This window comes from Vibrio sp. V03_P4A6T147, from assembly GCF_002241085.1.
GTDB classification, from domain to species: domain Bacteria; phylum Pseudomonadota; class Gammaproteobacteria; order Enterobacterales; family Vibrionaceae; genus Vibrio; species Vibrio anguillarum.
On the sequence record NZ_NDIO01000208.1, the window covers coordinates 1 to 2,524 of the forward strand.

Below are 2,524 nucleotides of genomic sequence, written 5' to 3' on the forward strand. Positions count from 1 at the left end.
CCCTTTATGTATTTCAATTATTACCTTAATGATGACAGCGTCAGTCATCTCATTACTCTACATTAATCAAAAGAATCATATTGTCATGTTGTTTAATAGCCACGCCGAGCATCAAGCAAGCATATTAGACACGTTGGTTGGAAATGATGTCAGTTTTATTGGTTCGGCTGCCAATTTTTTGCATGCTACCGAGGGGGATAATGTGCAAGGATTTGACGTTTTTGCCCATGGGGTTATGTCAACATCCTACAGCCTTATCGGTTTGCAATGGTTAGCGAAAGTAACAAAAGATGATGCTGATGAATTTGTAACATTAATGAGGGATCGTTTGCCTCAATTTGAGTTATTTACAGTACCTAAAGCGGCTCAAAAGGTGATTGGATTTTCTGAAGAGAATGAACAACCCGTTTATGTTCTGAGTGATATTTATCCTCAAACCAAAAGTAACCTTGAATTGCTCGGCTTCTATTCGCTACGCCCTCGCTTTCAAAGAATTGCTGCACATATTGAGAGTACGGGGCTACCTGCTATATCCGATAAGGTCCGCCTATTGCAAGATGGCATAGAAGCACACCACAAAAAGGATGGATTATTGGTATATCATCCTGTTTTCAACTACAACAAACAGGAAATGATTGGTGTGGTAGTGGGTGTTATTCGACTCTCTACTTATTTTGATGGATTGGTGAGCCGCACGGCATCCGATCATCGATTGTATATGAAAGTAACCGATCTCGGATTTGATGCCGAAGATGATCCGATTCTATTCCAAAGCCCAGATTGGGATTCAATCAAAGGCATAGAAATAGAGAAACGCTTATCTCTGCCTAACCGTGATTGGAAAATTGATTTTAAGTTCTCAGAACCAATAGCGAGCAACATACAGTGGATTTTAGTGGCGCTCAGCGTCGGTGGTTTAATTATTTCGATCTTGTTAGGTTATGTTGTCTATTTGTTGATGAGAGAAAAACTTCATCTTAGCGAGATGCTAGAAGAACGTACTGAAGAACTGCGCTTTTTAGCGGACCACGATAGTTTGACTGGGTTGTATAACCGACGTGCATTCGGACGTTTACTGCAAGAGAACGTCTTACAGAAAAAAGCTTTTTCGTTGGTAATGTTTGATGTCGATGATTTTAAACTGATTAATGACAACCATAGCCACATTGCAGGCGATGAGATGCTAATACATATCGCAACGGTTATTTCACGTCATATGGGAAATAATGATGTTTTAGCTCGGTTAGGTGGGGACGAATTTTGCATTATTTGTGAATTGTCAGAACTTCAACCTTTGCAGTGTTATCTAGAAACGTTACGAGCGGCCGTTGAATCAACCGGATATGAGTTCATGGATGAGGTGCTGTATTGCACGCTCAGTATTGGGGCGGCGATCAATCATACTTATGATCAAGAGTCTTTATTACATTTGGCAGACAGCAAGTTATACGAAAGCAAAGAAAATGGTCGCAACCGAGTTTCAATCGCCCAATAACTGTCCGAACGAAAGGGCGAGAGTCGAGTTTTTGAGAGGAGTCGAGTAAGATAGCGTTCTTTGACCACTTATATTTAAAGGATACGCCTGAACAATGAACTATAACCGAGTTGTCTGCTTCGATTTAGAAATGTGCTGCTGGAATGAAAATGGGGTTGGGACAACGGGTGAAATCATTGAAGTGGGTTTAGCTGAAATTGATGTACAGTTGGGCACGATTGTGAAGCGTGCTCAATATTATGTCAGGCCAGAGCAAGACGAAATTTCGCTGTTTTGTAGTGAGTTAACCGGGATAACTCCGCGTAAAATTGAAAAACAGGGGCGACCACTCGCAGGTGTCATTCAATCAATGGTTAAGAACTTTGGCGGCCCAAATAAGATTTATGTTTCGTGGGGGCGTGATGACCAAATTTTAGCTAAAGAGTGTGAGCAGAAGGGGATCGTTATGCCTTTTAGCGAGTTCATCAACCTAGCAACGCTCTACCGTATTCAGCAGAGAATGAAAGAAAAACGTATTGGTCACCGCGCCGCACAAGAAGCGCAAGGTATTGAGTGGGAAGGGCGACAGCACTCCGCTTATGTTGATGCTTACAACCTTGCGAAATTGGCGTTAACGATGTTGTAATCCGCTCTATTTTTGAGCGGAAAGTTTAGCGCGGATAAATTCACTGTGGTCGACATACAATAATTCTGCCGCTTTGCGGATCACCGCCTCTTCGAGTGGGTCTATCTCACCGTCCGCGTGCGCCACTTGCCACATCGCCTTGATAAGTTCATATCGCGTATCTTGCGAGAGCTCGCGTAATTGTGAAGTGAAATCATACAATGAAGCTGACTGTTTGACGCTTTGTTCTGCCCGAATGAGCAGTTCCGTGGTTTCTGTATCATCTAACGCTAATAGTCGTTTAACTAATTGAAACTTAGCGTCATTTTCTCGTGTGTCAATTTGATGATCGGCTCCTGCCACTTCTCTGAGCAAACAAGCAATCGCTAGGTTGGGGTTAGTGTTGGAACGCTGGCCTAAATCTT

Annotated in this window: 3 protein-coding genes; 2 read left to right on the forward strand and 1 reads right to left on the reverse strand. The window is 42.5% G+C overall.

What is annotated here, in order from left to right:
* Together B9J84_RS08320 and B9J84_RS08325 are read left to right on the forward strand one after the other, a co-directional pair.
* The coding region (locus B9J84_RS08320) for a sensor domain-containing diguanylate cyclase (protein WP_143698846.1) at positions 1 to 1,495 on the forward strand (1,495 nt) is incomplete at its 5' end.
* A 94-nt stretch (positions 1,496 to 1,589) separates the two neighbouring features.
* Entirely contained in the window at positions 1,590 to 2,120 is a 531-nt protein-coding gene (locus tag B9J84_RS08325; RefSeq protein ID WP_013856806.1) for a 3'-5' exonuclease, read from the forward strand.
* A gap of 6 nt (positions 2,121 to 2,126) precedes the next feature.
* On the opposite strand, the gene B9J84_RS08330 is transcribed toward B9J84_RS08325, so the two are convergent.
* Positions 2,127 to 2,524: TerB family tellurite resistance protein (locus B9J84_RS08330; protein WP_094123932.1), on the reverse strand; the 398-nt coding region annotated here is incomplete at its 5' end.

Coding starts and splice junctions, on each gene's coding strand:
- B9J84_RS08325 (WP_013856806.1), top strand. CDS start 1,590: ATGAACTATAACCGAGTTGTCTGCTTCGATTTAGAAATGTGCTGCTGG.